15 protein-coding genes are annotated in these 21482 nt (G+C 62.1%); all 15 read left to right on the forward strand.

All coding sequences use genetic code 11. The annotated features are described in order from the left end of the window. Window positions 1–7 precede the first annotated feature (7 nt). The 15 genes from IFO71_RS09160 to rpsO all read left to right on the forward strand — a co-directional run bounded on the left by IFO71_RS09160 (window position 8) and on the right by rpsO (window position 21459). Window positions 8–1768 carry an aminotransferase class III-fold pyridoxal phosphate-dependent enzyme gene (locus IFO71_RS09160; RefSeq protein ID WP_192029332.1) on the forward strand — a complete coding sequence of 587 codons (1761 nt, stop codon included), beginning with the start codon at window positions 8–10 and terminating at the stop codon, window positions 1766–1768. Continuing rightward, window positions 1765–5505 (forward strand): beta-ketoacyl synthase N-terminal-like domain-containing protein, encoded by a 3741-nt coding sequence (locus tag IFO71_RS09165; RefSeq protein WP_192029333.1) that lies wholly within the window; start codon window positions 1765–1767, stop codon window positions 5503–5505. Before IFO71_RS09160 ends, IFO71_RS09165 begins: the two co-directional genes overlap by 4 nt. Before the next feature lie 150 nt (window positions 5506–5655). Beyond that, window positions 5656–8196, forward strand: a complete 2541-nt coding sequence (locus IFO71_RS09170; protein WP_192029334.1) for an efflux RND transporter permease subunit — start codon at window positions 5656–5658, stop codon at window positions 8194–8196. Beyond that, window positions 8193–9116, forward strand: coding sequence for an outer membrane lipoprotein-sorting protein (locus IFO71_RS09175; protein ID WP_192029335.1), 924 nt, complete (start codon window positions 8193–8195; stop codon window positions 9114–9116). Before IFO71_RS09170 ends, IFO71_RS09175 begins: the two co-directional genes overlap by 4 nt. Window positions 9117–9157: 41 nt before the next feature. Next, on the forward strand, window positions 9158–10429 hold the full coding sequence (locus IFO71_RS09180; protein ID WP_192029336.1) for an FAD-dependent oxidoreductase: 1272 nt from the start codon (window positions 9158–9160) through the stop codon (window positions 10427–10429). 67 nt (window positions 10430–10496) lie between these two features. Next, entirely contained in the window at window positions 10497–11261 is a 765-nt protein-coding gene (locus IFO71_RS09185; RefSeq protein WP_192029337.1) for an SRPBCC family protein, read from the forward strand. A gap of 53 nt (window positions 11262–11314) precedes the next feature. Further along, a complete protein-coding gene (locus IFO71_RS09190; RefSeq protein ID WP_192029338.1) occupies window positions 11315–12577 on the forward strand; it encodes a cytochrome P450 in 1263 nt (420 codons plus the stop codon). 185 nt (window positions 12578–12762) lie between these two features. Beyond that, window positions 12763–13146: an acetyl-CoA carboxylase biotin carboxyl carrier protein gene (locus IFO71_RS09195; protein WP_225444517.1), complete on the forward strand. Its 384-nt coding sequence runs from the start codon at window positions 12763–12765 to the stop codon at window positions 13144–13146. 428 nt (window positions 13147–13574) lie between these two features. Beyond that, on the forward strand, window positions 13575–14315 hold the full coding sequence (locus IFO71_RS09200; RefSeq protein WP_192029340.1) for an MBL fold metallo-hydrolase: 741 nt from the start codon (window positions 13575–13577) through the stop codon (window positions 14313–14315). Window positions 14316–14750: 435 nt separating this feature from the next. After that, the gene (gene rimP, locus IFO71_RS09205) at window positions 14751–15299 is read left to right on the forward strand and encodes a ribosome maturation factor RimP (RefSeq protein WP_192029341.1); all 549 of its coding nucleotides are present in this window, start codon (window positions 14751–14753) and stop codon (window positions 15297–15299) included. A gap of 64 nt (window positions 15300–15363) precedes the next feature. Continuing rightward, on the forward strand, window positions 15364–16872 hold the full coding sequence (gene nusA / locus IFO71_RS09210) for a transcription termination factor NusA (RefSeq protein WP_192029342.1): 1509 nt from the start codon (window positions 15364–15366) through the stop codon (window positions 16870–16872). Window positions 16873–16965: 93 nt separating this feature from the next. Next, window positions 16966–19560, forward strand: a complete 2595-nt coding sequence (infB, locus tag IFO71_RS09215; protein WP_192029343.1) for a translation initiation factor IF-2 — start codon at window positions 16966–16968, stop codon at window positions 19558–19560. 92 nt (window positions 19561–19652) lie between these two features. After that, complete coding sequence (rbfA, locus tag IFO71_RS09220) at window positions 19653–20015, forward strand: 30S ribosome-binding factor RbfA (protein ID WP_192029344.1); 363 nt, start codon at window positions 19653–19655, stop codon at window positions 20013–20015. A 47-nt stretch (window positions 20016–20062) separates the two neighbouring features. Beyond that, window positions 20063–20968: a tRNA pseudouridine(55) synthase TruB gene (gene truB / locus IFO71_RS09225; RefSeq protein ID WP_192029345.1), complete on the forward strand. Its 906-nt coding sequence runs from the start codon at window positions 20063–20065 to the stop codon at window positions 20966–20968. A gap of 230 nt (window positions 20969–21198) precedes the next feature. Continuing rightward, window positions 21199–21459 carry a 30S ribosomal protein S15 gene (rpsO, locus tag IFO71_RS09230; protein WP_192029346.1) on the forward strand — a complete coding sequence of 87 codons (261 nt, stop codon included), beginning with the start codon at window positions 21199–21201 and terminating at the stop codon, window positions 21457–21459. Window positions 21460–21482: the final 23 nt, after the last annotated feature.

Below are 21482 nucleotides of genomic sequence, written 5' to 3' on the forward strand. Positions count from 1 at the left end.
TAACGCCATGCAGATGCCCGTTGAAGACCTATCGAAGAAGATCTTGTCGAAGCAGATCGACAAGCAGGACGCCATGCGCCTGTTCCAGTCGCTGGACAAGGAGTCGCAGCAGCGGGTGCTGGCGATCGTCCGCCGTGCCGAAGGCATTGCGCCAGCACCGGACGGCAAAGGCGCGGCGCGGGCCCTGCAGGCGCTCGACCAGCGCGAGCTCGGCGACGAGCACCGCGCCTGGATCGCCGCTCTGGTTGAGAAGTACGACCGCTTCGTGCCGAAGTCCAAGGCCAATGTTCTCGAACACCAGCTGCACTTCGTCGACCAGCGTCGCGCCTTTCACCTGATCAAGGATCTGAAAAAGCTCCACTTCCAGATCACCTACACCCGGGCCGAAGGCGCCTACGTCCACGACGTCGACGGCAACCGCTACATCGACATCTCCGGCGACATGGGCGTGAACCTGTTCGGGCATCGCGCGCCCTTCCTTATCAAGGCGATCAAGCACAGCCTGGATCAGGGCATCCCGCTGGTCGGCTATTCCGACATGATTTTCCGGGCCTGCCAGCTGTTCTGCGAGATCACCGGCCACGAACGTACGCTGTTCACGCAATCGGGCACCGAGGCGGTGATGTTCGCGGTGCGCATCGCACGCGCGGCGACCGGCCGCAAGAAGATCGTACTTTTCGACGGCAGCTATCACGGGCTGTCGGATGCGGTGGCGGCCACCCGCGACCTCGCGGGCAACAGCTTCCCGTTGGCACCGGGCATCCTGCAGGAGTTTGCCGAGCAGATCATCGTGCTCGACTACGGCGACATGGCGTCGCTCGACGTGATCGAACAATGCGCCGCTGAGATCGCCACCGTGCTGGTCGAGCCGGTGCAATCGCGGCATCCGTACAAGAAGCCGGTCGAGTTCCTCAAGGCGCTTCGCCAACTGACGATCGAGAAGGACATTCCGCTGATCTTCGACGAGATGATCACCGGCTTCCGAGTCGGTCCGCAGGGCGCGCAGGGCTTGTTCGGCATCCAGGCGGACATGGCGACCTACGGCAAGATTCCCGGCGGCGGCCTGCCCACCGGCGTCATCGCCGGCGCCGCGAAATACCTGGACCTGGTCGACGGCGGTAGCTGGCAGTTCGACGATGACAGCATGCCCAGCGCCAAGCGTACCGGCATGGCGGGCACGCACTCGCAGAACCCGTTGAAGATTGCCGCTGCACTCGCGGTGCTGGGCGAGATCAAGAAACGCAGCGCCGAAACCGCGCCCGACGGTACGGTCACATGCTTCCAGGACGTGCTCAACCGCAAAACTACCGCTCTTGCCGATGTCCTTAACACGTTCTTCCGTGAAGAGTGCCTGCCAGTGGTGATCGACACCTTCGGTTCCTTGTTCCGCTTCCGCTTCGTCGACAGCTATTGGGGTGTGACCGAGGCGCTGTTCTTCATCCTGCTGCGCATGGAAGGTGTGGAGACCAACATCCAGGGCAACTGCTTCCTCACCACAGCCCACAGCGACGAGGACATAGCAGCGGTGATCGCTGGCGTGAAGGCGAGCATGTCGAACCTGAAGCGCAGCGGGTTCTTTCGCGAACCCGATCAGGAGCCGCCGACGCAAGACAGCGCAGCGCTGCCCGACACCACAGCGTTCGCGCCTTCGCCGTCGGGCAGGGCGTCGCCCGGCAAGGACATCGAGCGCCTGAAGGCGCTGCTCAACGCCGATCTCGCGTTGGCAGAAGAACTCAGCTTGACAGACGAATTGGGGAGCTTGAAATGAGCGCTGTCGCGGAACTGCCCTTGTTGGACACGATCGCGAATACGGTCGCGTCGACGTTGAAAATCCCGGTCGATCGGCTCGACGTCGATGCTGCCTTCGATTCGTTCGGCATGGACTCGATCATCGCGATCGAGCTGATGACCAACCTGAGCAAACAGCTCAAGGTATCGATCACGCCGGCGCAGCTGACCGCGGTCAACTCGATCAGAGAGCTGGCTGGCCTCATCGGCGACTCGATGAATGAGGCCCCGGCGACGCCGCTGCCCAAGCCGCAGCCAAGCGTTACAAAACCACCTACCGCCGCCGCGGCCAAGACATCGACGGCAGCGGCCACTGTCCCGCGTCGGCGTGCGGAGGTGCGGCAGCCATCGCGCACCGACCGGGCAGGGGGGCTCGGCCGCATGCTGGCCTTCGTCCGCGACGAATACGGACTGGATCTGCACGATGAGGGTTTCACCTCCAAGCAAGCGCTGATCGACCATCTGCTGGAGCATCACGCCGACGCACTGTCGCAGTACTACGGTCTGTCCGCAGACGCACGCAGCGCCGAGGCCTCCGAAGTGCAGGCGGTCGGGCGCCCGGCCGGCAACACCGGGATCGCGGTGGTCGGCATGGCCTGCACATTCGCCGATGCCAACACACCGGAAGCGCTGTGGCACAACTTGATCGAACAGCGCTCGCTGATCGCGCCGCTGAAGCGAAGCCGTTGGGGCGCCGATGCCTACGCTGCGCCGCGCTGGGGCGCGTTGATCGAAGATGTCGATCGCTTCGACCCCGCTTTCTTCGGCCTCAGCGACGACGAAGCCCGCCTGTGCGATCCGCAGGAACGCCTGGTGACGCAGGCGCTTTACCACGCGCTGCAGCACGCCGGCCTGCGCGCGGACAAGCTGCGTGGCACGCGCACCGGGCTCTTCCTCGGTTATGAGTACGCCGAATACGAGCATCATCTGCGCCGCAACCTGCATCGCATTCCAAACGCTCCGGCGCTGAGCTCGTCCAGCCCGATCTACTACCTCGCCAACCGCATCTCATTTCTGTACGACTTCAAGGGCCCGAGCGAAGTGGTCAACGCCAGTTGCGCCTCGTCCGGGCTGGCGATCCACCGCGCCTGTCAATCCTTGGCGCAGGGCGAATGCGACGTGGCGATCTGCGGCGGCGTGTCGCTCAATCTGTTCGAAGGCGACTACGCGGCGATCGCGCGCTACGGCCTGCTATCGCCGGACGGCAGTTGCGGCGTGTTCGACGACACCGCCAATGGTTTCACCCGCGGCGAAGGCGTCGGCCTGCTGGTGCTGACGCGGCTGGATGATGCCGAGCGCGACAATCGGCGAATCTTCGCCAAGGTCGTCGCGACCCATCAGAACAATCGCGGACGCGCCAGCTTCATCTCAGAGATCAAGCACGAATCCATCACCCAGGTGATCGTCGAGTGTTACGAGAAGCACGGCATCGCGCCGAACTCGGTGCGCTACATCGAAGTCGATGGCTATGCCACCAAGTGGGGTGACTCCTTCGAGTTCGAAGGCATCAAGAACGCATTCGATGCGACCACCGGCGAGAAGCACTGTGCGCTCGGCAGCATCAAGGGCAACATCGGCCACGTCGAGCCAGCCAGCGGCGTGGCCAGCGCGATCAAGGTCGCACTCTCGCTACACCACAAGCAGTTCCCCGCCACGATCACGAAGAAGACGCTCAACGCCTTCATCGACATCGAGTCCAAGGCGCATCCACTGTATATCGCCGACCACCCGCTGCCGTTCGACACGCTGCGCCGAGGCGACGAGCCGATCCGCGCCGGCGTCAACTCGTTCTCCGACAGCGGCGTGAACGTTCACCTGCTATTCGAGGAATACCGTAGCGACCGCGGCGCCCCGCGCGCGGAGCAGGGCGAGCGTCAGCTATTTGTCTTCTCGGCGCGTACGCGCGAAACCCTGCAGGAATCCTTGGCCCTCATGCGCGAATCCCTGGAGGAATCGTTGGCCCTTTGCGGCAGCCGTCTGCCGCTGGAAGACATGGCCTACACCCTGCAGCTGGCGACCGTACCAATGGAGCATCGACTCGCTATCGTTGCCGGCAGCCACAAGGAACTGAACGACGCGTTAGCGCGTGCCGCCAAGCATCTGACTGAGCACACGTCGGTGGACGGCAACGGCCCCATCTTCATCGGTGGCCCGAAGGAGCGCGACAACGCCCGCGTCTTCGATGTTATCAAGTCGCAGATCGGCGATGACAAGCTGCTCGAAAACCTGCGCGAAGGCAGGCTGAAGGATATCGCGCTGCTGTGGGTCGGCGGCATCGACATGCCCTGGGAGCGGCATTGGCGCGAGGTGGTACTGACCCGTCGCCGCAATGCGCAGGCGCTGCCGCAGTTGGTCGACATTCCGCCATACCCGTTCGCCAAGCACCGTTACTGGCTGGATTTCGACCACACCGATACCTCGCCGCAGGTGCAAATCCCCACCGTGGCCCGGCCGCAGAAAGCGAATAGCGAGCGCGATGCGGGTAGCGGGCCCGAGGTCGTGCGCAAGTGGCGTTTCGTCGACACGCTGGCCGAGGGCGAACGGGCGGAAGCGCTTGAGGCCGAGGACAAGATCGTACTCTTTCTCGCCCAAGAAGCTGCCGAACTGCTGCGTGTGCCGCGGGCGGATGTCGATGTCGACCTGGAGTTCCTTGAACTTGGCTTCGATTCGGTCGCCATGGCCGCATTGATCCAGAAAACCATCGGCTTGCTGGGCGAAAACATCTCACCGAGCGTGGTGTTCAATCATCCCGACATCAAGCGTCTCGGTCGCCATCTGGCGGACAGCTATCGAGCCAAGATCGATAGCATCCATGTCCTCGGTACGGCCGAGGCGTCCAACGCGTCCAGCGCCTCCAGCGCGGTGTCGCGAGCAAGACTGTTGCGGGCGGCGACGGCGAAAACCGATCTCGAAACCTGGTTCGTGAGCCGCGACGCGGTCGCCGACGACCTGGTGCCGATGCAGACCAATGGGTCGGGAACACCGGTCTTCGCCGTTCCGGGCGCCGACGGCAGCGTGCTGTCGCTGCGCACCTTAAGTCGTGCGATGAACGGCATCCGGCCGATGTTCGGATTGCAGGCGGTTGGCGTGGATGGCAAGCGTGAACCGCTCGGCTCCATACGCGCGATGGCGAAAGCCAACATCGACACCCTTGCGGCATTGAAGGACTGCAGCAAGCTGAGTCTGCTCGGCTATTCCAATGGCGCCGTGGTCGCTTTTGAGATGGCGCATCAACTGCTGAAGAACAACATCGAGGTTGAGCGTCTGGTGCTGGTGGATTGCCGCTGTCCGGGGCCGTCCATCCGCAGTCTCTCGGATGAGATTGCCGAGGCCTTCGTCAGTCTGATCAATTCGCTCGGGGGAAAATTCCAGATGGATGCCGACGAGTTCCGCGAAGTACCTGAGGACCGGTGGGCCGACTATCTCTACGAACTCGTCCAGCGCAATGGTTTCTGGATGCCGAAAGAGAATTTCTCGCTCGCCTATCGGCTTTCGCTCGCCAACGAGAAGGCCTGCCGCAGCTATCGGCCGAAAAAGCTGCCGAAAGCCTGCGACACGGTGGTCGTCCGTGCGACGCGCAGTAACGGCGACCAGCCGCCGGCATTGGGCTGGAACAAGGTGCTAGCCAATCCCGCCGATTGCATCGATGTCGATGCCGACCATCTGTCGGTGGTCGGCGCCGATGGCAGCGCCGTGATCGCGAGGATCTTCCAATGACCACCGATGGCACGGGCAGGACCCGCCACGCATCGCCGCATCGAACCTTCAACTCACCTGTCTTTGCAGGGGCGTCGAACCTCCGCAGTTCAATCACCTTCACCAACAGGAAGCGCATTCATGTCCGTTAGAGAGCGAATCGTAAGCCGATTGTCTGAGCACTTCGAAAACGTCCCGGATGCGTTGCGCAAGCGACGCCTGCTGGTCGGCATCGTGTTCCTTGCCTTGCTTGCCGTAGCCATCCTCGGCATGGGCAAGCTGCGCATGGACATGACCATCGAAGGCTGGTTCCACAAGGAAGACCCGACCCTGGTCGCCTTCCATCGTTACCACCAGCAGTTTGGCAGCGAGGACGGCGTCTACATCGTCTACAAGCCTAAGGATGGTGACGTCTTTTCGCCGGCATCGCTTGAGGCGGTGCGCGGTATCCAGAACGATCTGATCAACTTCCGCAGCAGGCTCAAGGAGGGCGAGGAGTCAGCGCTGGAGCACATCGTTAAGGTCGACACCCTGGTCAATGCCTCGGTGCTGACGGTCGACGGCGACCTGCTGATTTCCAAGGCACTGGTCGGCGACACGGTGCCCACTTCGCCAGAAGCGATCGCCGAGATCAAGGCGATTGCGGAGGCTGAGAAGCAGTTGCCGCTGCAGTTCTTCTCGCGCGATCACAAGTACGGCGGCATCCATATCGAAACCGACTTCGGCACCATTCCGGTCGACGCGGAGGAGATCACCGAGGACACCGTTGTGTCGCTTGAGCAGACCGTCGCGTCAGGCGAAGAAGCGCCGGTAGAGTTCATGCCCACCGACCAGGCCGACTATCTGAAACTGTTCGAGGAGATCAAGACGATCCTCGGCAAGCCTGAGTACGCCAACCAGTTCGACTTCTACGCGGTCGGCAACACCGCGGCCGCCGAACACGATGTGAAGATGTCCGAAGAGATGGGCATTCTCTACATGGCCGCGTTCGGGATCATCATGGTGCTGCTGTGGTTCCTGTTCCGTTCCGTGTCGGCCGTGCTGTGGTCGATGCTGATCGTGATCCTGAGCACGATACTCACGCTTGGCGTCACCGGCTGGCTCGGACTCACCGTCACCGGTTTCCTGATCCTCACCATCCTGCTGATCCTGACCGTCGGTGTCGCCGATTCGGTGCACGCCCTGACTGGCTACACCCGCCTGCGCCGGTCCGGCATTGAACATCAGGCTGCGTTGCGCCGCGCTTACAAGTTCACCGGCGTGGCACTGCTGTTGACCGGCTTGACCAACATGACCGGCACGATGGCGCTGAACATCACGCCGGTCGTGCCGATTCAGAGCTTCGCCATCATGTCGACCCTCGGCATCCTGTTCGCCTTGCTGCTGACCTTCTACCTGCTGCCGGTACTGGTCGATGTCTGGCCGACGGTGTCAAAGAAGAAGGTGATCGCCGACACGCCGGAGAAAAAGCGCTTCCTCGATGTGCTGCCGCGGCTCCGTTCGGCCTTGGACAAGGCCGTCCCATTCGTGGAGAAGCGTCCGGTCGCGTTCATTGTCCCCTTCATGCTGGTGCTGGTGCTCTCGATCTACGGCGCCACTCAGGTGAAGATCGATTCGCAGATCCTGGATCAGTACCCGGCGGACTCGACCTTCACCCAGAGCGTGAAGGTGGCCGACGACCACATGATGGGCGCCTACGCCATGGTGTTGTACCTCGATTTCAAGGAGGACTTCGCCCTGCAGGATCCGGACGTGTTGAAGGCGATGGACGAGCTGCAGCAGAAGTTCGAAAGCAAGTACGAGAAGTACGTGGTGATGACCAACTCCATCGCCTATGTGGCGAAGGACGCCAACCGCAAACTCAACGGCAACATAGCGGAGTTCGAGCGCATCCCCGACACCCGCGAAAGGCTGTCGCAGACGCTGTTCCTGTTCAACAACGCCAACCCGAGCGAGCGCCAGCGCCTGGTTGACGACAGCTACCGCAAGGCCAACATCAAGATCTCGCTGCACAGCTATGGCTCGTACGAGTACGACCAGGTCTTCCAGCAGATGCGTGCCGACATCGACGAGATGATGGCAACCCTGAACACCAAGTACCCCCGGGCCGAGGTGTCCATCACCGGCATCTTCGCGCTGGCGATGCAGGCATCCCAGTACATCACCGAAAACCAGGTCATCACCTTCGGCATCGCGCTGATCGTGGTGAGCGCGATCCTGCTGCTGGTGTTCGGTTCGCTCAAGGTCGGCATGATCGCCTTGATTCCCAACTTGATCCCTGCGTTGCTCACGCTCGGGGTGCTGGGGATCGCCGGGGTTCCGCTCGACTTCTTCACCATGATGCTGGCGCCGATCATCATCGGCATCTCGGTCGATGACACCGTGCACTTCATTTCGCATTACCAGCAGCAACTGGCCAAGGACAACAACGTTAACGCCGCGCTGCGACGGACCATGGCCGAGGCCGGCCCGGGCGTGGTGTTCACCGCGCTGATCCTCGGCCTGGGCTTCGGCATCATGGCGGTCGCTTCCGCAGCGGGCACGTCCAACATGGGCAAGTTCGGTGCGCTGGCGATCTTCATGGGTCTGCTTAACGACCTGTTCCTGCTGCCGGCCCTGCTGCTGAAGTTCAAGCCGGAGTTCAAGTCTGCACCTGCTGCCGGCCCTGTGGCTGAAGTTCAGGGCGCCGTCGAAGAAGGAGCCGCCGGATGAAGACCGCTTGCAGCTTTGTTCTCGCAGCCCTGTTCCTGGTCGCTGCGACTGTATCCCGCGCCCAGGACGCCCTGGAGATCATGACCAAGGTGGACGATGTGACGAATCACAGCTATTCGTCGTCAGTTCGCCAGATGAAGTTCTCGACCTGCCGCTACAACGTCAGCGGCGGGAAGCTGTCCTGCGTCGAGAAGCCGCGCGTGGTGATCTTCGACTCGTTCAGCAAGACCCGTCGCCCTCCGGGGCGGCGTGACCTCGACTTCAAGGCGCTCGATGTGATCATCCAGCCGGTCAGCGACAAGAACACGGCGATGTTGTCCTGGGGATACGCCGAAGACGACAAGGCTTCGGACTTCTGGGTGTATCTGCCTGTATTGAGCAAGGTAAAGCGCATCGTGTCGGTCGCCGACAGCGGCGAGAGTGGCGCCGTGTTCGGTTCGGAAGTGTCGGCCGAAGACGCGGACGTCAGGAAGGTGAAGGACTACACCTACACCTTGCTCGGCGAGGACACCTACCGTGACCGTTCGGTGTGGAAGATCGAGTTGACCCCGACCGATAGTCGCCGCAAGCGATCCTTCTACGGCCGCATCGTCGCCTACGTCGACAAGGAGCGCTTCATCGTGCTGAAGGAGGATCTCTACGACCGCAGCGGTAGGCATTACAAGCAGTTTTCGGCGCAGGATGTGGAACAGATCGGCGATGTGTGGATGGTGATAAGGGCTTCGATGAACAACCTCACCAAGCGCCGGATCACCGTCTGGGAGCATCCTGACATCGTGCTCAATGTGGACATCGATGAAGAGTTCCTGAGCCAGCGGTCGCTGACCGACTTTGCCTTCCGCGAGCGTCATATGCAGACCTACCGTCAGTACTTGGTCCAAGGGAAAGATCGGGCACTGCAGGTGGCGGCCAAGCCATGAGCGCGACTCGGTCCGGAGACGGCGAAATCTACGATTGCATCGTGGTCGGCTCCGGCACTGCCGGCGCCGTGATTGCGCGCGAACTCAGTGGTCGGGGGCAAAAGGTGCTGATCCTTGAGCGGGGGCAATACCTCCCGCTCAAGGAGACGGTCTGGACGCTCGGGTCGATGATCAATGAGGTACCTGTGGCCGACAAGCTCAAGGAGGCCAGGGTGTACGCCGCAGGCGGCTCGAGCGCGCTGTATCTGGCGGTGATGGACGAACCGCCGATCGATGCCTATCGCGCGCTCGGGATCGATCTCAAGCCCGCCTACGATGAGATCCGTCGGCAGGTTCCGCTGGCCGAGATGCCCGATGCGTTGATGAGCCCACAGTCGAAGAGGATGCGGGGCGCCGCCATTGCGGCCGGCTTCGACTGGAAGAAGAAGCTGATGCTGATCGACCAGTCGAAGTGCAGCGGCGTCTATTCATACGAGGCCAAGTGGAAGGCGCTGACCTTCGTCGACGATGCCGTGCGTCAGGGCGCAGTGCTCAAGTGTCAGACCCCGGTCGAACGGATACTGATCGAAAACGGTCGCGCGGTCGGCGTGGAATGTCGGGTTAAGCAGGGCGCATTCGGTAGCCGCGCCGTCAAATACCTGGCGGATCGAGTCGTGGTCTGCGCGGGTTCGCTGGCGACACCGCTGCTGCTGCGTGCCAGCGGTCTGCATCAGGTCGCTGCCGGAGGCTATTTCATCGATCCCAGCTTCACCCTGTTCGGGCGCGTGCCGGGCCTTCGCGGCGTCGACAGTTTCTGTGGCGTGATGGAAATGACGCTGGAAGAGGGCATCGTTCTGAAGGACGCGAACGTCCACAAACTGCCGTTTCGTTTGCTCATGCTGCAGTTCATGCAGTTTGCGCGGATGTTCGCTTATCCCGAGCACCTCGGGATCACGGTGATGGCCCATGACGAAGTCGGGGGTGGGCTGTCTGCCGATGGTCGCTACCACAAGACACTCAATGCCGCGGTGTTCGACAAACTCGCGCGCGGCGAGAAGGCGGCGCGGGCGATTCTCGAACGCGCCGGTGCCCGCGACGTGTTCAAGGCGCCGATGTTCTCCGGTGGCGCCCTCGGAACGCTGCGCGTTGGCAGCGACGTCGACGCGAGACTCGAAACCAGCGTGCGCAGTCTCCACGTCTGCGACGCCTCGTTGATCCCGGAGAACGGACGAGTTGCGCCGACCCTCACCCTGCTTTGCCTGGCGAAGTATCTCGCCGACACCCTGACCCAAACCCGGAGCGCGCCGGCTGAATCGGGGGCCGTGGCGGCATGACCGCCGCCTCCCCGCGAGCGGCGCTCGCCTCCCACCATCCAACTCATCGCAACGATAGGAAGACACCATGAGCAACGTATCGAATACCACGAGCACCAACCAAGCTGCCGTCGCTAAGAAGATCAAGGATCCGCTCTGGAAGAGGCTCTACTTCGCGTTCAGTTTGTTCGTAATGGCGGTGCTCGTCGCGCATTTCACCTGGCAGGCCTCCGGGTCGGCCGAATGGAAGCTCGCCAAGGACGAGGATGGCATTCAGGTTTACTTGTTGAAGGCGCCGGGTGATCCGCTACTCAAAGCACGGACAGTGATGGAGGGCGACTACACCCTGACCCAACTGACCTCGCAGCATCTTGTCGTCGGCGACACGCTGGAGAATTGCATCGAATGGGTTCCCGGATGCAAGGAAATGACCCGTATCCAGGATTTCGACCCGGTGCGCGGCTACGACAAGGACATGTGGCGCGTCGAGCTGCCTGGGCCGTTCGCCGATCGTGAGCTGCTGATCACCACGATGTTCGATCAGAACGAGCAGACCAAGGAGGTCGTGCTCGACGTGGTGGGCCTCCCCAACACCTTGCCGCATACGCCCGGCGTGGTGCGGATCGAGCGGATTCACAACCGCTGGACCTACACGCCGAAGCCCAACGGCAAGGTCGAAGTATCGCTGATCCAGGACGTTGATCTGCCCGGCATCGGCTTCTTTCCCTACTTCCTGATGAACATGACCCTGGTCGATGAGAGCCACAAGTTTTTTGCGACCACGTTGCGCAGCACCTTGAAGGAAGACAAGTACGTCAACGCCAAGCTGGACTTCATCAGCGACATCCGCTGAGCAGGATTCCCGCGGGTACTGAACCCAACCATGACCGAGAACGGAACCAGACCATGACCGAGACGACCCAAGAAGCCGAGACGATCGAAGAAACCGGGACCCAAGAAACCGGCACGACCCCGGAACTCTTCAACCCGTTCCTGCCGGGCTTCGACGAGAACCCGTACGAGCACTACCGGACGCTGCGCGACACCCACCCGGTGCAGGAGCACCCGATGGGGTTCTGGTTCCTGACCCGGCACGCCGATATCGCCACCCTGTTGCGCGACGCCCGGCTGTCGGTGGCGGACCGCAACCTTGCGGCCGGCCCGATGCGCGATCAGTACGAAAAACTGATCGCCGACGCACCGGTCAAACTGGTGACCATGATGGACAGTGACCCGCCGGATCACACCCGACTGCGTTCGTTGGTGGGCAAGGTGTTCACGCCGCGCTCGATCGCCGCGCTGGAGCCCATGGTGACCGAACTGGTTGACGAGTCACTGGACCGCATCGCCGATGCCGGCTCGGCCAACCTGATCGACGCACTCGCGTTCCCGTTGCCGTTCGCGGTGATCACGGCGATGCTCGGCATGCCGGACACCGATCCCAAGCAGCTGCTCGAGTTGACCGAGACGCTGGTGGTCGCGCTGGAACCGGTCACCGATCCCGACCTGATGACCGCGATTGTCAAGGCCGAGGTCGAGTTGTCCGAGATGATGCGAGAGGTCATCGCCTGGAAGCGGAACAACCCGGCCGACGATCTGCTGACCGCGCTCATCCAGGCAGACCATAACGGCGACTTTCTCTCCAACGATGAACTGGTGGCTCAGGTCCTGCTGCTGTACATGGCCGGTCACCATACGACCGTCAACCTGATCGGCAACGGTGTCACCGCACTGCTGCGCCACCCCGAGCAACTTGCGCTGCTGCAGTCGAACCCGGACCTCATCGGCAACGCCGTTGAGGAGTTTCTCCGCTACGACAGCCCGATCCACCAGACCCGCCGGATCACCCTCACCCCGTACCAGATCGGTGGTCGGGAGATTCCGGCCGGCGCGATGATCATCGCCTGCCTCGGCGCGGCCAACCGCGACGAGCGGGCGTTCGGCGCGGACGCCGACGCCCTGCGGCTCGATCGTGAGAACGCCCGCCATCACGTGTCGTTCAGCGCCGGCGCCCACCACTGCCTCGGCTCTGCACTTGCCCGGGTAGAGGGCCGGGTGGCGATCAGCCGGCTGGTGACTCGGTTCCCCAAATTGGCGCTATCAGGTCGGGTGCGCTGGAACGGCCGGATCAATCTGCGCGGCGCGTCGGATGTCCCGATCAGCGTGTAGGGTTGCGCCCGAATGCTCGCAAGGGGCGAAGCGCTCGTCGACGTCGGGTAACGCCCGCCGTCGACGGGTGGGCAGCAGGGGCGTGCTCCTGCGTTGCGCGTTCACAGCTGTGGACTCCTCGCGCTGAAAATATTGCCAAGAGGCATCACATGAATCTTCGCAGAGTCAGATATCTGCTCCGGCTGATGGAAACGTCAAGCCTGGCCGAAGTTGAGGTCCGGGACAATGGAGTGGATCTTCGTGTTACCCGATCGCCCCGGAGTGCGGCGTCCCTCGCTCAGCATCAGTCACCGACTATCTGCAGCCTCAGCCAGGCCGAAGCGAGTGGTCCAGATGAACACATCGTTCGTTCGCCTAGGGTTGGTATCTGCTATGCCTCGCCCGGTCCGGATCAGCCTCCGTTCGTGAGTATCGGAGGGACTGTCCAGCGCGGGGATACTCTGGGAATCGTATCGGCACTGAGCACTGTTAGCCCCATCAAGGCACACGCGTCCGGGACGATGCTCAGAATCCTGGTTGAGAACGGACAGCCAGTTGAGTTCGATCAGCCATTGTTCGTGATCGGATAGCCCGGTTGCCATGTGTCTGACTGCCCTGACGAGTAGTTCCGAAAATATTGATCCGGTTAAGACATTATCTCGCTGGAGCAATAATGGCCGGGTTGTAGAGTGGTTATGCAGCGGATTGCAAATCCGCCTACGCCGGTTCGATTCCGGCCCAAGCCTCCATAAAAGCAATGACTCAAGGCGAACCTGTGGGTCGCCTTTTTCATTATTGCGCCCAAATCAGACCCGAGCCACTCAAGATCGCGTGGCGGCGTACCGAAGTAATGGATGTTCGCAGTCACAATCCGACAGCCACGAATTGCGTCTGCTCGCCTGTGACCACCCACGCGCCTCACGGAGTGGGCTACGTATTGGCTCGGCTCTGGCAAACCCTCCGTGCAGCCGAGGGTTCACAGCGCCGCCACAGCAAGAAGTCTTGATCGGGATCTAGAATGTCAGGCAACACTCGGTCCGACGATCCCCCTCATGCTTTCGATGCTGCGGCTAGCGGCATCGAATGGCCGAGGCTGGCGCCGGAAGTGCTGGTTGTAGAAGTCGGGCGCCGAGGCTTCACGAACTTCAACTACATCGTGTTTGATCGGATCAGCCGCGATGCCGTCATTGTCGATCCAGCCTGGGAGCTGGATCGACTGGTGGCCATGATTGATCAACATAGGCTCCGGCTGCGCGCGGTGCTGATCACCCACTCGCATCCCGATCATCTGAATCTGGCGGAACCGATCGCCGAACACTTTGACTGCTCGATCTGGATGTCGCCGCAAGAGGTGGCCTGGGCCAGGTTTCAGTCAGATCGCCTGCGCTGTATAGCGGAGGCGCGCTGGCGCATCGGCACCCTCGAGGTCGAAGCGCTGCTGACCCCAGGCCATACCCCCGGTTGCGTGTGCTATCGGATAGTCGACAACCTGTTCAGCGGGGATGTGCTGTTTGCCGAGGGCTGTGGTCTATGTATGTCGAACAATGCCGCCCAGCAGATGTTCGACAGCCTTGAGCTGCTCAAGCAACAGCTCGCCGGCAACTCTCGTATCTACCCCGGCCACAGCTACGGCAAACCACCCGGGCAGCTATTCGCCAATGTGCTGCGCGACAATATTTACTTGCAATTCAAAGACCCCGACAGCTTCGTCCGCTTCCGCATGCGAAGTGGGCAAGGTTGGATGAAGGCGTTCAGGTGACAGGGTTCATCGGTAGGCCGGCATCGACCCTGTAGACCAAGCGACACGCAGATGCTCGCCCGTCAGCCGCCCGACAAGGCGGGCTCACCGATTCGGTCGCCTGAGTCCGGTTCGATGAAACAGCGCAGAGGCGGCCAGCCGCTCGCTTCACCGAGCCAAGTCCCGTAAGATTGCGCCGTACGACCTGAGCGGGGCTGTGGTGGTTGCAAAATCACTGCCGCTTGCCTAAGATGAGCGGCTCAGTGGGACTCGGACAGGTTCTGTCAGATAATGAACGGAGCCTGCCCCCGCTACCAGTTTTGGTAACGCAAGAGCCTCCTCGTGAGGCTCTTTCGTTTTCCGAGGCGGTAAATCAAGGAATCGATTTGCCTGCAGGACCAACCTGGTTTCATGGAAAGGGGCCGTGTGCCCCTTTTTCTTTGGCGATGGAAAAAGATGACCAACAAGATCGAACAGCTCAATACGATGTTGTCGCCGGCCATCGAGGGCTTGCCACAGGGGGTATTCCTGTGGGGCATCGAGTACGTGCCGGGCGCTCGGCAGTCCTTGCTGCGCATCTATATTGACGCTGCTGATCGGCCGGTGAATCTGGAAGATTGCGAGGCGGTGAGCCGCGAGGTGAGCGCCTTGCTGGATGTGGAAGATCCGATCGCCGGGCATTACAACCTGGAAGTGTCCTCGCCGGGCCTGGATCGGCCGCTGTTTGAAGCGGCGCATTATCAGCGCTTCATTGGCGATGTCGCCAAGCTGGCCCTGGTGGTGCCGCAGGCCGGACGTCGCCGATTGCAGGGCCGCATCGTGTCCGTGCAAGGCACAGAAGTGACGGTGGCTGACGAGCAGGGCGAAGTGAAGGTCGATGTTGGGAACGTGCAGAAGGCGCGGCTGGTGCCGCAGTTCGACGATACCAGCAAGCCCAAACGGCAGCGGCGCGGCAAGCAGGGCTCGGAGCAGAGTTCTGAGCAGGACGAAGAGTCGGCAGAATAATGGGGCGCGGTGAGCCGTGTCCGTTGATCAGTGATTGCAGCGCCTAGGCGCCGGAGCGAGAACGATGAGCAAGGAACTGTTGATGGTGGTCGAAGCCGTCGCCAATGAAAAAGGCGTCGAGCGCAAAGTGATCATCGAGGCGATGGAAGCCGCGCTGGCTTCGGCGGCGCGCAAGCGCTATCCGGAAGAAGACGTGTCGATTCGGGTACAGATCAACCCGAAGGACGGCCATTACGAAACCTTCCGCCGTTGGGAAGTGGTGCCCGATGACGTGGTGATGGAATCGCCGGATCGAATGATTCGTCTGATGGACGCGGTCGACGAGAAGGAAGGCGCCGAGGTTGGCGACTTTGTCGAAGAGAAGATCGAGAACGCCGAGTTTGGTCGTATCGCCGCTCAGGCCGCCAAGCAGGTGATCGTGCAGCGCGTGCGTGAAGCCGAGCGTGCTCAGGTGGTTGATGCCTACAAGGATCGCGTCGGTGAACTGATCACCGGCATCGTCAAGCGTGTCGAGCGCGGCAATGTCTATGTTGATCTCGGCGGAAACGCCGAAGCCTTTATCCCCAAGGACAAGGCCATCCCGCGCGATGTGATGCGTCCGGGCGACCGCGTGCGCGGTTACCTATACGACGTGCGCTCGGAGTCGCGCGGACCGCAGCTGTTCATGTCGCGCACCGCGCCGGAGTTCATGATCGAACTGTTCAAGCTTGAGGTGCCGGAAGTCGGCCAGGGTCTGGTCGAGATCAAGGCGGCCGCCCGTGATTCTGGCGATCGTGCCAAGATTGCCGTGCTGGCCCATGATCAGCGCACCGATCCGATCGGCGCCTGTATCGGCATGCGCGGTTCGCGCGTGCAGGCGGTGTCCAACGAGCTCAATGGCGAGCGCATCGACATCATCTTGTGGAGCGACAATCCGGCGCAGTTCGTCATCAACGCGATGGCGCCGGCCGAGGTGCAGTCGATCATCGTCGATGAAGAGCGCCACTCGATGGACATCGCGGTGGCCGAGGACCGGCTGGCCCAGGCGATCGGCAAGGGCGGCCAGAACGTGCGCTTGGCCAGCAAGCTGACTGGCTGGCAGCTCAATGTGATGACCCAGGACCAGATCACCGCCAAGTCGGAAGGTGAGCAGGCGGCGGCGCGTCAGCTGTTCCAGGAAAAGCTCGAAGTGGACGAAGAAATCGCCTCGATCCTGGTCTCGGAAGGGTTCTCCACGGTGGAAGAGATTGCCTACGTGCCGGCCGGCGAGTTGCTGGCGGTTGAGGGCTTCGACGAAGACATCGTCGAGGAACTGCGTGCCCGTGCCCGTGATGCCCTGCTGACCGAAGCGTTGGCAGCGGAAGAAGAGATCGAAGAGCACAAGCCGGCCGATGACCTGCTTGGTCTGGAGGGCATGAGCGAGGCGATCGCCTATGCACTGGCTGCACGCGGCGTGCAGACGGTCGAAGATCTGGCTGAACTGGCCACTGACGAGATTTCCGATATCGATGGTCTGGACGACGAACTGGCCGCGCAGCTGATTCTGGCTGCCCGCGCCGACGAGATCGCCCGCCTGGAGAAGGCCGCCTCATAGGGGGCTGACTGAAAGGTATGGGGTAGCGCGGGCTCGCGCTAGAATGTCGCGTTTTTCAGGCGCCCAAGGGGGCGCCCTCGAACAGGAAGTCACATGTCCGAAGTTACGGTACGAACACTCGCCAAGCTGGTCGGCACTCCGGTAGATAAGCTGCTGGAGCAATTGGCCGAGGCCGGCATGAGCTTCGAGGGGCCGGATCAGGTGGTGACGCCGACCGAGAAGATGAAGCTGCTCGGTTTCCTGCGCCGTACCCACGGCAAGGCAGAGCCGGCGGCCGAGGATGTTGCGCCCAAGCAGATCACCCTGAAGCGTCGCAAGGTGCAGGAAATCACCGTGGCGGCGGGCAAGAGCAAGACCACAGTCGCGGTCGAAGTGCGCCAGAAGCGTACCTATGTGAAGCGCGAATTGGTCGAAGAGCAGGATGGTCAGAAGCTCGAGCGCGAGGAGGCGGCCCGTCTGCTGGCCGATTCCAAGCTGCGACAGGAAGCCGAAGAAGCGCATCTGCGTGAGCAGGAGAAGAAACGCGCTGAGGAAGAGGCTGCGCGCAAGGCCAAGGAAGAAGCCGAACGCGCCGCGCGCGAAGCGGTGGAAGCTGAGCAGCGTCGCGCCGAGGAAGAAGCGGCGCGTCTGGCGGCAGAGGCCGATGCCTCGGCGCAGGCCGCACGCAGCGAAGGCCACACCAAGCCGGTCGAGAATCGTCGGGCCCCGGGTCACGGCCATGGTCATCCGCACAAACCGGCGCGCGTTCACGTGCGCACCGACGATGCCGAAGAGGATGTCGGCGGTCGTTTCGGCAAGGGCGAACTGCACCTGTCGAAGGGCGGTGCTGCGCGTCGTGGTTCGGCCAAGGCCAAGCGTGGTCGACCGGGCAAGGAGCCAGCCCGCGGCGCCGGCGGCGGTCAGCACGCTTTCTCCAAGCCGACTGCTCCGATGACCCGCGAAGTGGCAATCGGCGAGAACATCATCGTGGCCGATCTGGCGCAGAAGCTGGCCATGAAAGGCGGCGAAGTGGTCAAGGCCCTGTTCAAGATGGGTGTAATGGCCACCATCAACCAGACCATCGATCATGACACCGCGGTGCTGGTGGTCGAGGAGTTGGGTCATAAGGCCGTCAAGGCCAGTGAAAACGACGCCGAGACCGCACTGATTGCCCACACTGAGGTGGAAGGCGAGAAGCGGGCGCGCCCGCCGGTGGTCACCATCATGGGCCACGTCGACCACGGCAAGACCTCACTGCTCGATTACATCCGTCGTACCAAGGTGGCCTCCGGCGAAGCCGGCGGCATCACCCAGCACATCGGCGCCTATCACGTGAAAACGGAGAAGGGCGTGATCAGCTTCCTGGATACGCCGGGCCACGCCGCATTCACCCAGATGCGTGCCCGCGGCGCCAAGCTCACCGATATCGTGGTGATCGTGGTGGCGGCGGACGATGGTGTTATGCCGCAGACAATCGAAGCGATCCAGCATGCCCGTGCAGGCGGGGTGCCGATCATCGTGGCGCTGAACAAGATGGACAAGTCCGACGCCAATCCGGACAACGTCAAGCAGGGCATGGCCCAGCACGAAGTCACCCCGGAAGAATGGGGCGGCGAAACGCCGTTCGTGCCGGTGTCGGCCAAGACCGGAATGGGCGTCGACGAGTTGCTCGATGCCATTTCGCTGCAGGCCGAAATCATGGAGCTATCGGCGGTGGTCGATGGCCGCGCCCAGGGTGTGGTGGTCGAATCCAGCCTCGACAAGGGCCGCGGCCCGGTGGCTACCGTGCTGGTTCAGCAGGGTACGCTGAAGAAGGGCGATTACGTGGTCTGCGGCACCCAGTTCGGTCGCGTTCGCGCCCTGTTCAATGAGTCAGGATCGCAGGTCGATGAGGCCGGTCCGTCGATTCCGGTGCTGATGCTGGGCCTGTCCGGTGTGCCGGATGCCGGCGATGACTTCGTTGTGGTCGAAGACGAACGTCTGGCTAAGGACGTCGCCCAGCAGCGCGAAGCCAAGCGCCGTGAATCGCGCCTGGTCAAGCAGGCCGGTAACCGCATGGAAGAGATCATGGCGGCGATGGGCCAGGGCGCCGAGCAGCAGGTGCTGAACCTGTTGATCAAGGCCGACGTTCAGGGCTCGGTGGAAGCACTGCGTGATTCGCTGACCGATCTCTCCAATGATCAGATCAAGATCAATGTGATTTCCTCGGGTGTCGGTGGCATCACCGAATCCGACGCCACCCTGGCGGCGGCCTCGAAAGCAGTCGTCATCGGCTTCAACGTGCGCGCCGATGCGGCCGCGCGCCGGGTGATCGAAACCCATGGCCTGGATCTGCGCTACTTCTCGATCATCTACGACGTGATCGATCAGGTGAAGCAGGTGGCCTCGGGCCTGCTCGGCGTTGAAGTGCGCGAAGAAATCATCGGTCTGGCCGAGGTGCGGGAAGTGTTCCGCAGCTCCAAGTTCGGCGCTGTCGCCGGCTCGATCGTGGTTGAAGGCGTGGTTCGTCGCACCAAGCCGATCCGCGTGCTGCGCAACAACAAGGTCATCTTCGAAGGCGAGTTGGAGTCCCTGCGTCGCTTCAAGGAAGTGGTTGACGAGGTGCGCAACGGTACCGAATGCGGTATCGCGGTGAAGCAGTACAACGATGTGAAGCCGGGCGACCAGATCGAGTGCTACGAGCGCATCGAAGTGCAGCGGACGCTGTAGAGCCGTGATTCGGGATTCGTGATTCGTAAGAGCGCGCGTTTCCCAGAGCGCGGATTGCTTTAACCAATCACTAATCACGAATCACCAATCACATGAAGAAGAGCTTCAACCGCACCGATCGCGTCTCCGCCCAGCTCCGTCGAGAGTTGGGCGCCTTGGTGCATGGCGCCGTGCGTGAATTTGGCTTGCCCTCGGTCAGCGTTTCCGATGTCGAGGTGACCCGCGATATGGCCCATGCCAAGGTGTATTTCACCGCGCTCGATGGCAATCGCGCCGTCGAGGCGCAGAAGGCCCTGGCCGAGCTGGCGCGGGAGTTCCGCTTCCAACTGGGCAAGATGCTGCGCATGCGTCATGTGCCGGAACTGCATTTCCATTACGACGATTCGGTCGATCGTGGCGAGCGCATCGATGCGCTGCTCAACTCTCTCAAGCCCGGCGAGCCAGACGCCGATTAAGGCCGGTCGCGTGTGTCGCGACTGCCGCCGACGCCTTGGTCAGGTCGATGTCGAAGCCCAGAAGCCGTACTCAGTTTCGTCCTTTGGACGGCATCCTGCTGTTCGACAAGCCAGCTGGCATGAGTTCCAATCAGGCCTTGCAGCGCGTGCGTCATTTGCTGCGCGCGGAGAAGGGCGGGCACACCGGCAGTCTCGACCCCCTGGCAACCGGATTGCTGCCGCTGTGCTTTGGCGAGGCCACCAAGATTGCCGGGCTGCTGCTGGGAGAGGACAAGGCCTATGACACGGTGGCCAGGCTGGGTCAGCGCACCGATACCGACGATGCCGATGGCGCGGTGATCGAACGACGCTCAGTGCCTACGCTGAGCATTGAGCAGATCGAAGCCGAGCTGCCTGCCTTCCACGGTCATATCCAGCAGCGACCGCCGCAGTACTCGGCGCTGAAGCAGGGCGGCGTGGCCAACTACGCCCGCGCCCGTGCCGGCGAAGTGGTGGAGGTGGCTCTGCGTGACGTGCATATCATGGGGATGCAGCTGCTGGGCTGGGATGCGCCACGCTTGCGCCTGCGCGTGCATTGCGGCAGCGGCACCTATATACGCAGTCTGGTGCGTGATCTTGGTGAAGCGCTAGGCTGTGGCGCCCATGTCGAAGCGCTGCGCAGGCTTTGGGTGCGGCCGTTTGTGGCGCCTGACATGATCAGTCTGGCAGCACTGGAATCGATGAGCGAGGCCGAGCGCGAGGCCTGCCTGCTGCCGATCGATGAAGGCCTGCGCCATCTGCCAGCAATCGATCTCGATCAGGCCCAACTGGCGCGCTTGCGCTTGGGTCAACGCATCGGCGGCGTCGACATCGAAGCCGGGGCCTACATCGGATGGCACGCGGCCCTGGCTGTGGGGCGCTTCAAGGTCAGCGAGGAAGGCGTGCTGGCGGTGGATCGGCTGTTCAATCGGTAGTGGTGCCGCGCCGAATTGAGGTGAGTGTCGCGTGAAGAGGCCCTGCCGGAGACCGTCGCCAAGCCGTCGCCACGCCATTCGGTGACACAGGGCGAGGATTTCACCTTGAGCCGTTCATGCTGCTCGGGCTACAATTCGCGGGTTTACTGTTCCCTTTTTTCAACCGGCGGATCAAGCGGCTCGGGTCGGGTGACCCATGACTGCTGATTTCGCATCTGCAAGAGGCTGTTATGTCCATTGATACCCAGAAGATTATTGACGAATTCAAGCGCGGTCCGGCTGATACCGGTTCGCCGGAAGTGCAGGTTGCCCTGCTGTCGGCCCGCATCGACCAGCTGACCGAGCACTTCAAACTGCACAAGCAGGATCACCACAGCCGTCGTGGTCTTCTGAAACTGGTCAATCAACGCCGTTCGCTGCTCGGCTACCTGAAGAACAAGGATGTCGAGCGCTACAAGACCCTGATCGAACGACTCGGCTTGCGTCGTTGATCCCTAGCTAAAGAGAGGCGAGA

The organism is Pseudomarimonas arenosa (assembly GCF_014841215.1).
Lineage (GTDB): Bacteria > Pseudomonadota > Gammaproteobacteria > Xanthomonadales > Xanthomonadaceae > Pseudomarimonas > Pseudomarimonas arenosa.

Excerpts from the sequence above, each read along its gene's own strand:
- nusA (WP_192029342.1), top strand. The coding sequence starts at position 15,364 with ATGAGCAAGGAACTGTTGATGGTGGTCGAAGCCGTCGCCAATGAAAAA.
- IFO71_RS09200 (WP_192029340.1), top strand. The coding sequence starts at position 13,575 with ATGTCAGGCAACACTCGGTCCGACGATCCCCCTCATGCTTTCGATGCT.
- IFO71_RS09165 (WP_192029333.1), top strand. The coding sequence starts at position 1,765 with ATGAGCGCTGTCGCGGAACTGCCCTTGTTGGACACGATCGCGAATACG.
- rimP (WP_192029341.1), top strand. The coding sequence starts at position 14,751 with ATGACCAACAAGATCGAACAGCTCAATACGATGTTGTCGCCGGCCATC.
- IFO71_RS09195 (WP_225444517.1), top strand. The coding sequence starts at position 12,763 with ATGGAAACGTCAAGCCTGGCCGAAGTTGAGGTCCGGGACAATGGAGTG.
- IFO71_RS09190 (WP_192029338.1), top strand. The coding sequence starts at position 11,315 with ATGACCGAGACGACCCAAGAAGCCGAGACGATCGAAGAAACCGGGACC.
- infB (WP_192029343.1), top strand. The coding sequence starts at position 16,966 with ATGTCCGAAGTTACGGTACGAACACTCGCCAAGCTGGTCGGCACTCCG.
- IFO71_RS09185 (WP_192029337.1), top strand. The coding sequence starts at position 10,497 with ATGAGCAACGTATCGAATACCACGAGCACCAACCAAGCTGCCGTCGCT.
- IFO71_RS09160 (WP_192029332.1), top strand. The coding sequence starts at position 8 with ATGCAGATGCCCGTTGAAGACCTATCGAAGAAGATCTTGTCGAAGCAG.
- truB (WP_192029345.1), top strand. The coding sequence starts at position 20,063 with ATGTCGAAGCCCAGAAGCCGTACTCAGTTTCGTCCTTTGGACGGCATC.
- IFO71_RS09175 (WP_192029335.1), top strand. The coding sequence starts at position 8,193 with ATGAAGACCGCTTGCAGCTTTGTTCTCGCAGCCCTGTTCCTGGTCGCT.
- rbfA (WP_192029344.1), top strand. The coding sequence starts at position 19,653 with ATGAAGAAGAGCTTCAACCGCACCGATCGCGTCTCCGCCCAGCTCCGT.
- rpsO (WP_192029346.1), top strand. The coding sequence starts at position 21,199 with ATGTCCATTGATACCCAGAAGATTATTGACGAATTCAAGCGCGGTCCG.